Below are 6,911 nucleotides of genomic sequence, written 5' to 3'. Positions count from 1 at the left end.
CGGGGTGTGCCCCCGGGGGTTTTGGGGGTACCGGGCCGGAACACGCCGCTCGGCTCGCCGTTGACTCACGGGGCCGTCGTCGCCGGTTCGACTTCCGAAGTCGAAGCCGGACTTCGGAAGTCAGTCCCTGCCGGCTCCGCGGTCTTCGCGCGATACAATGAAGCATTCCGACGCAAACCACTCCCGGAGCCTCCCATGCCGTCCCCGATGACGATGACCGAGCAAGTCCTGGCCAAGGCCGCCGGCCGCGACCACGTCGCCCCCGGCGACAACGTCTGGGTCAACGTGGACGTGCTCATGACCCACGACGTGTGCGGGCCGGGCACGATCGGCATCTTCAAGAAGCACTTCGGCGAGAACGCGAAGGTCTGGGACCGCGAAAAAGTGGTCGTCATCCCGGACCACTACATCTTCACCAAGGACGCGATGGCGAACCGGAACGTGGACGTGCTCCGGGCGTTCGCGAAGGAACAGAACCTGCCGTACTTTTACGACGTGGGCGGCGACCGCTACAAGGGCGTCTGCCACATCGCGCTGCCGGAGGAAGGGCACACCCGGCCCGGCGAAGTGCTGCTCGGCACGGATAGCCACACCTGCACGGCCGGGGCGTTCGGCCAGTTCGCTACTGGCATCGGCAACACCGACGCCGGGTTCGTGATGGGGACCGGCAAGACGTGGCTGAAGGTCCCGCCGACCATGCGGTTCGTCTTCCACGGCAACCTGCCGCCGTACCTGATGGCGAAGGACCTCATCCTCGCGGTCATCGGCGACATCGGCGTCGATGGGGCCACGTATCGCGCGATGGAGTTCGACGGCGACGGCGTGTTCGCGCTGAACATCGAAGAACGCATGACGCTGTGCAACATGGCCATCGAGGCCGGCGGCAAGAACGGCATCATCCCCGCGGATCAGGTCACGCTCGACTTCGTGAACCACCGCGGGAAGAAGTCCGGGAGCAAGCCGTACACGGTGTTCAAGCCGCAGGCCGGGGCGGGGACGATCTTCGAGAAGGTGTACGACGTGACGAAGATGGAGCCGACGGTCGCGAAGCCGCACAGCCCGGACAACAAGGCGAAGGTCAGCGAGGTGAAGGGGACGAAGCTCGACCGGGCGTACATCGGCAGCTGCACCGGCGGCAAGCTGACCGACTTCAAGGCCGCGGCCGCGATCCTGAAGGGGAAGGAAGTCCGGATCGACACGTTCGTCGTCCCGGCGACGACGGAGGTGGCGGCCGGGCTGGACACCGAAACCATCGACGGCGTGACGCTGCGGAGCATCTTCCTGACCGCCGGGGCGAAGATCGGCGACGCCTCGTGCGCGGCCTGCCTCGGCGGGCCGAGCGACACGTTCGGCCGGCTGAACACGCCGATCTCGTGCATCAGCACGACGAACCGGAACTTCCCCGGCCGGATGGGCCACAAGGAGGCGAAGGTGTTCCTGGCGTCGCCGCTGACCGTCGCCGCGAGCGCACTGACCGGCGTGATCGCGGACCCGCGGGAGTTGCTGGTATAATCGGGCGGACTACCGGAGGACGAACATGACCACGATCACCATCACCGACCCGGTGCTGGCCAAACAATTGGCGGAGGCGAAGGGGCCGGTCGAGTTCCGCGACGCGGCCGGGAACGTGATTCACTCGACCGACGGCCCCGGCCTGTGGGCGCCGCCGGAAGGGTACGTCCCGCCGTTTTCCGAGGAAGAGATGACGCGGTTCAGTCAGAACCGAGAAGGCCGACCGCTCAAGGACATCCTTCACGACCTGCGTGAGAAGTACGGGCCATGAACTACCGCGTGATCTGGAGTCCGCGGGCCGAGGCTCAACTCGCGGCCGTTTGGACGGCCGCCCCGAACCGGAACGACGTTTCGGTCATGGCCGATCTCTTGGAACGCTCCATCGGCAGCGATCCCTTCCGCGTCGGCCGGTGGCGGGCGTCGAGCGTGAACCGCGTCGTCACCGCCTCGCCGTTGGGGTTGTTGTTTGACATCGTCGAGGACGACAAGAAGGTCATCGTGCAGGCGCTTTGGTTCGTTCCAGACCGTTGAGGGAGTGCAGCCATGTCCGCCATCGTCATCACCGACCCGCAGTTGCTGGCCCAACTCGCGAGCGTGTCCGGCACGGTCGAACTCCGCGACGCGGCCGGCACGCTCGTCGGGCAGTTCCAACAGCGGAACCCCGGCGCGCTGCCGCCGGGCGTGAAGTCGCCGATCTCCGACGAGGAGCTGGAGCGACGGCGGAAGAACCTTACGGGCAAGCCGCTTTCCGAGATCATCAAGCGACTCGAAAGCGGCGACCGATGAGTTACACGGTCGTTTGGAATCCGGACGCCGAACGCGAGTTGGCCGAGGCGTGGCTGAACGCGCCCGATCAAGCGTTGGTGACCCGGACGGCTCACGGCATCGAACAAGTGCTAGCCCGCGAGCCGCTCACGTACGGCGAGTCGCGGAAATCGAGCGTGAGCCGCGTTGCCTTTGAATCGCCACTCGGCATCGACTTTGAAGTCATCGAGGACGACAAGCGGGTCATTGTGACTTCGGTATGGCTAATCTCTTGACGTTCCGCTCCCACGGGGTTTTCGATGTACGTCGAATCCGTGTCGATGACTGACTTCCGGTGCTTCGCGAAGGCGGAGACGACGTTCGTTCACCCCGGCACGGCCGGGCTGCCGGCCGACGCGCTGAAGAACGTGACGCTCCTGATCGGCGTCAACGGGGCGGGGAAGACGAGTTTGCTGAAGGCGCTCGCTCTGGGCGTCCTCGCGCCGATCCACGACGGCTTGGGGTATCGGCCGTACTCGTTAGTCCGCAAGGACGCCCGGCCGGGCGACCGCGTCGCGCGGGTCGTCGTGTCGTACCGGTTGCGGAACCAGGATGCCGAGTTCAAGGCCGACCGGGCCGACCTCGCGGCCCAGTCCTTCTCCCACGAACTCGGCATCGAGTCCTACGGCACGGAATCCTCGTTCCACCCGCCGGTCGTCCGTTCCCTCCTGAGCGGCAAGCCGCTCCTCAAGTCGTTCCACGACGCCGAATCGCCGAGCTTCTTCCTCCTCGGGTACGGGGCCTTGCGGCGGACCGAGCACGTGGAGAACGTCGATTCCAAGTGGTCCCGCGCCCGCCACCCGCGGTTCCAACGGGTGGCGGGGCTTTTCGACGACGCCATCACGCTGTTGCCGCTCGCGTCCTGGTTCCCTTCCATCCCCACCAAGAAACGGGCGAAGGAAGTTCGGGAGTGCCTCAACGGCTTGCTGCCGGGGACCACCCAATTCACCGGGACGTTTCAAGACAACGACGCCCTGTTCGACCACAACGGAATCGTACTCCCGTTCGGTGCCCTGTCCGACGGCTTCCGGTCGTACGTCGGCCTCGTCTCCGACATGCTCAACCACCTCCACAAGGTCGCCCCCGAGAAGGCCAAGCTGACCGACCTCGCCGGCGTCGTCATGATCGACGACATCGACGTCCACCTCCACCCGGCGTGGCAGCGGGAGGTCCTGCCGAGGCTGGCCGCCACGTTCCCGAAGCTGCAATTCATCGTCACCACGCACAGCCCGCTCGTGGTCGGGACCGTTCACGCCGCGAACGTCCGTGTCGTCGAGGAGAATGAGATTCGCGAGTTCACGGAGGCGACGGACGGCAAGTCGGCGGACCAAATCCTCGTCAGCTCGTACTTCGGGCTGAAGTCGCCGCGGTCGCCGGCGAAGGAGAAGAAGTTGAAGCGGATCGCCAAGCGGGCCGCGGCCACGCACGACCCGAAGGCGGCCGTCGATTTCCTGAAGGAACTCACCGGGACGATGACCGACTAACCCCGTGCCCCTCGCCATGATCCGCTATCCGATCACGTCCGCCGCGCTGGACGCCCTCGTCGATGCCGCCGTCCCGCCGTGGCGGGGGAGGGCCGCCGCCCGCACGGCCGGGTTCGTCGCCGCCGGGAAGTACGAGGAGTCGTCGTCGATCTGGTCGGACGTGAAGCCGGTGTTCATGACGCTCCAGCACAACAAGTGCGCGTACTGCGAGCGGGCGCTGGCGGCCGGCGACCACGGCGGGGCCATCGAGCACGACCTCGAGCACTTCCGGCCGAAGTCGTCGGTCGTGGACTGGCCCGGCGCGAGCGAGTTCGCGTTCCCGATGGGGGCGGCCAGCCCGCCGGGGTACTTCTGGCTCGCGTACCACCTGCAGAACTACGCGGCGTCGTGCAAGAAGTGCAACAGCCCGCTGAAGAAGAACTACTTCCCGGTGTCGGCCGCCCGCGGTACGGCTACGACCGACCCGCCGGGGTTGAACGCCGCGGAGAAACCGTTCCTGCTCCACCCGATCGGGGACATCGACGACGACCCGCGGGAGGTCGTCACGTTCCTCGGCATTACCGCCATCCCGGCGAAGAAGACCGGCCCCCGCCGCCGCCGCGGGGACGTGACGATCGCGTTCTTCGCGCTGAACAACCGCGAGGAACTCCGCGTCGAACGGGCCGAGTTGCTCGACTCGCTCGGCAACCACCTGGAGACGATCAACGACCCGGCGGCGACCGACCTCCGCAAGGCGCGGGCGAAGGGCACGGTCGGGCGGATGCTCCGGCCGCAGGCCCGCCACTCGTCGTGCGTCCGGTCAATGGTGGACCTCTACGTCACCGATCCCGTTCAGGCGCAGGAATTGATCGACGAGGCCCGCGCCTTTCTCGACAGCCTCCCCTGACGGGTGCCGGACATGCCCTACGACCGCCACCTCGCCGCCCGCGTCCGCGCCGCCCTCGCCCGCCGGCGGGGCGTCACCGAGAAGCCGCTGTTCGGCTGCCTCGGGTTCTTCCTGAACGGCAACGTCTTCCTCGGCGTTTGGCGCGATTCGCTCATCGCCCGGCTCGGCCCGGACGCGGAGGACGCGCTGCGGGAGCCGTGCGTGCGGCCGTTCGATATCACCGGCAAGCCGATGCGGAACTGGGTGGCGGTCGGTCCCGACGGGGTGCGCGACGACCGGGAGCTGGCCGACTGGGTGCGGCGGGCGATGGCGTTCGGGCGGACGCTGCCGGGGAAATGAAAACAGCCCCGGTGGGCCGGGGCTGTTCCTGCAGAATCGTCTGCGGCTTATCTCACCAGTCCGGGCCGGTCGGGGCCGGCTCGGGGGCCGGGGCCGGAGCCGGGGCCGGCGCGGGTTCCGAAGGCGGGGGAGGGGTCGGGGTGCCGGGGTCAACTGGGAAGACCGAGGGGTTCTCCCGTTGTTCCATCACTTCCAAACGCAGCTTGAACGACATGGACGGGCCATCCTGAGCTAGGATAGGGGGCGGAAAATAACGTCCACGGTGGACGAGATTAACCGCTGCTTACACTAACGGCATCGGTAGCCCCCTTCAATAATTCTTTTCCACAAACCGAAGGTGTTTCCGGAGATTTCCGTCCGTTGTCGCGCCCGTCCATAAATATGCACAAAAATCTGTCCGGTGATCGGACAGAGGAAAATTCAGGAAACCTGTTTTTCTGCCCTTAGTAGCAAAATGGACAACGAAACCAGAACTTACGATTTGAAGGACGAACGACCGTCCAGGCGGCGGTACGTGCCGCTTCCAGACCACTCGCCCGCGGACGAGGAGGATCCGCCGCGGGAGGGGTCGTTCGCGGAAAAGTTCATGCTGTGGGATCCGTTCCCGCTGCTGATTACCGTCGTCGTGCTGACGTGGGTGGGCCTCGGCCTGTGGGCGCGGCGGAAGCCGGCGGTCGGCCTCGTGCTGGCCGGGGCCGGGCTGGTGACGGTACTGGTCGGGGAGATTTATCTGTACGCGCTGATCGTGCGGGAGAGCGGAATCGCGGGCGGGCTGCTGTCGTTCTTCTTCGACTGGTACCGGCTGATCTACCTGCACATGAACATGGAGCTGACGCTGCGGCCGAACGTCATCGTTTTCTGCGGCGTGCTGATGGTGGTGACGGGGCTGTTCTCGTTCGTGAAGCACGCCCCGCCGGGGTGACGGCGCGGCCCGTCGGCCGCGCCGGTCGTTCGCGTCACTTCGCCAGGTTCGTGAACTTGATGTCCTTGAACTCGACCCGCATCTTCGGGTAGCCGGCGTGCGCCTGGAACGCGATGATCCCGTCCTTCGGCGCGTCCTTCTCCTTCTCTTTGCCCGGCAGTTTCGGGAAGTCGTCGTCCACCATCGTCGTGCCGTTGACCTTCACCGTGATGTGCGTCCCCTTCGCGACGATGTGGTACTCGTTCCACTCCGTCTCCTTCACGGCCTTCTTGATGTCGTCCGGCTTGGACGCCTTCATCATCCCGCCGACGCCCTCGCCGTACAGGCTGCCCCAGTACCCCTTGCCGATGTCCACCTGCGGCCCGGCGACGACGAACTTCTTGTCGTCCTTGAGCGTGCTGCGGATCTGCACGCCGCTGTTCCCGACGGCGTCCCGGAGCTGCGTCTTGAAAGACATTTCAAAATCGGAGTACTTCTTCTTGCTGACGAAGAACGTGTTGTACTTCGGGTCTTCCTTCGTCTCGCCGACGACGCTGCCGTCCTTGATCGACCAGATGTCGGTCCGGCCGTGCCAGTTGTCGGGGTTGAGGAAGTCGGCCGTGTCGTCGGCGCGGGCGGTCGTCGCGGCGGCGGCGGTCAGGGCGACCAGGAGCAGGCGGGAGAGTTTCATGGGGAACGTGACTCCGTGAAAGGTGGGACCCGCCCGGCCTGGGGCGGTGCGTGTATCCTGATGAACGCCGCCGCCGATTTCAACCGGTTGCCGCCCGGAATGTGAACCGCTACGTTCTCGCTACCAAGCCCCGGCCCCGGCGTGCGGGCGGATGACCGAATTTTCCCCCTCTCCCCCGGCTCTGCGGGGGAGAGGGTCGGGGTGAGGGGGAACGGGCGTCACGGACCAAGAAACGCTCCTCCCGTGTGAGGGAGGCGTGGGGGGGGGGGGGGGGCGGGGGGGGCCCCGCCCCCC

10 protein-coding genes are annotated in these 6,911 nt (G+C 66.4%); 9 read left to right on the top strand and 1 reads right to left on the bottom strand.

Going from position 1 to position 6,911, the window contains the following annotated elements; translation table 11 throughout:
• Nucleotides 1-195: 195 nt before the first annotated feature.
• From AC5JJ2_RS02720 to AC5JJ2_RS02680, 9 genes are all read left to right on the top strand, one after another.
• Entirely contained in the window at nucleotides 196-1,512 is a 1,317-nt protein-coding gene (locus AC5JJ2_RS02720; protein ID WP_495856424.1) for a 3-isopropylmalate dehydratase large subunit, read from the top strand.
• Nucleotides 1,513-1,537: 25 nt separating this feature from the next.
• Nucleotides 1,538-1,783, top strand: coding sequence for a hypothetical protein (locus tag AC5JJ2_RS02715; protein WP_495856423.1), 246 nt, complete (start codon nucleotides 1,538-1,540; stop codon nucleotides 1,781-1,783).
• Nucleotides 1,780-2,043, top strand: coding sequence for a hypothetical protein (locus AC5JJ2_RS02710; protein ID WP_495856422.1), 264 nt, complete (start codon nucleotides 1,780-1,782; stop codon nucleotides 2,041-2,043). Before AC5JJ2_RS02715 ends, AC5JJ2_RS02710 begins: the two co-directional genes overlap by 4 nt.
• 12 nt (nucleotides 2,044-2,055) lie before the next feature.
• Entirely contained in the window at nucleotides 2,056-2,298 is a 243-nt protein-coding gene (locus AC5JJ2_RS02705) for a hypothetical protein (RefSeq protein WP_495856421.1), read from the top strand.
• Nucleotides 2,295-2,552, top strand: a complete 258-nt coding sequence (locus tag AC5JJ2_RS02700) for a hypothetical protein (protein WP_495856420.1) — start codon at nucleotides 2,295-2,297, stop codon at nucleotides 2,550-2,552. The genes AC5JJ2_RS02705 and AC5JJ2_RS02700 overlap by 4 nt, the downstream gene beginning before the upstream one ends.
• Nucleotides 2,553-2,576: 24 nt before the next feature.
• Nucleotides 2,577-3,800: an AAA family ATPase gene (locus AC5JJ2_RS02695; RefSeq protein ID WP_495856419.1), complete on the top strand. Its 1,224-nt coding sequence runs from the start codon at nucleotides 2,577-2,579 to the stop codon at nucleotides 3,798-3,800.
• A 4-nt stretch (nucleotides 3,801-3,804) separates the two neighbouring features.
• The gene (locus AC5JJ2_RS02690) at nucleotides 3,805-4,686 is read left to right on the top strand and encodes an HNH endonuclease family protein (protein WP_495856418.1); all 882 of its coding nucleotides are present in this window, start codon (nucleotides 3,805-3,807) and stop codon (nucleotides 4,684-4,686) included.
• A gap of 12 nt (nucleotides 4,687-4,698) precedes the next feature.
• Entirely contained in the window at nucleotides 4,699-5,025 is a 327-nt protein-coding gene (locus AC5JJ2_RS02685; RefSeq protein ID WP_495856417.1) for a TfoX/Sxy family protein, read from the top strand.
• A 454-nt stretch (nucleotides 5,026-5,479) separates the two neighbouring features.
• Nucleotides 5,480-5,947, top strand: coding sequence for a hypothetical protein (locus AC5JJ2_RS02680; protein ID WP_495856416.1), 468 nt, complete (start codon nucleotides 5,480-5,482; stop codon nucleotides 5,945-5,947).
• Between the two features lie 34 nt (nucleotides 5,948-5,981).
• Here AC5JJ2_RS02680 and AC5JJ2_RS02675 read toward each other — a convergent pair whose 3' ends face one another.
• Nucleotides 5,982-6,617 (bottom strand): 3-keto-disaccharide hydrolase, encoded by a 636-nt coding sequence (locus tag AC5JJ2_RS02675; RefSeq protein ID WP_495856415.1) that lies wholly within the window; start codon nucleotides 6,615-6,617, stop codon nucleotides 5,982-5,984.
• Nucleotides 6,618-6,911 lie beyond the last annotated feature (294 nt).

Source organism: Limnoglobus sp. (genome assembly GCF_059499385.1).
Note: the sequence above shows the minus strand (reverse complement) of the source record. Positions and strands in the feature narration are given on the sequence as shown.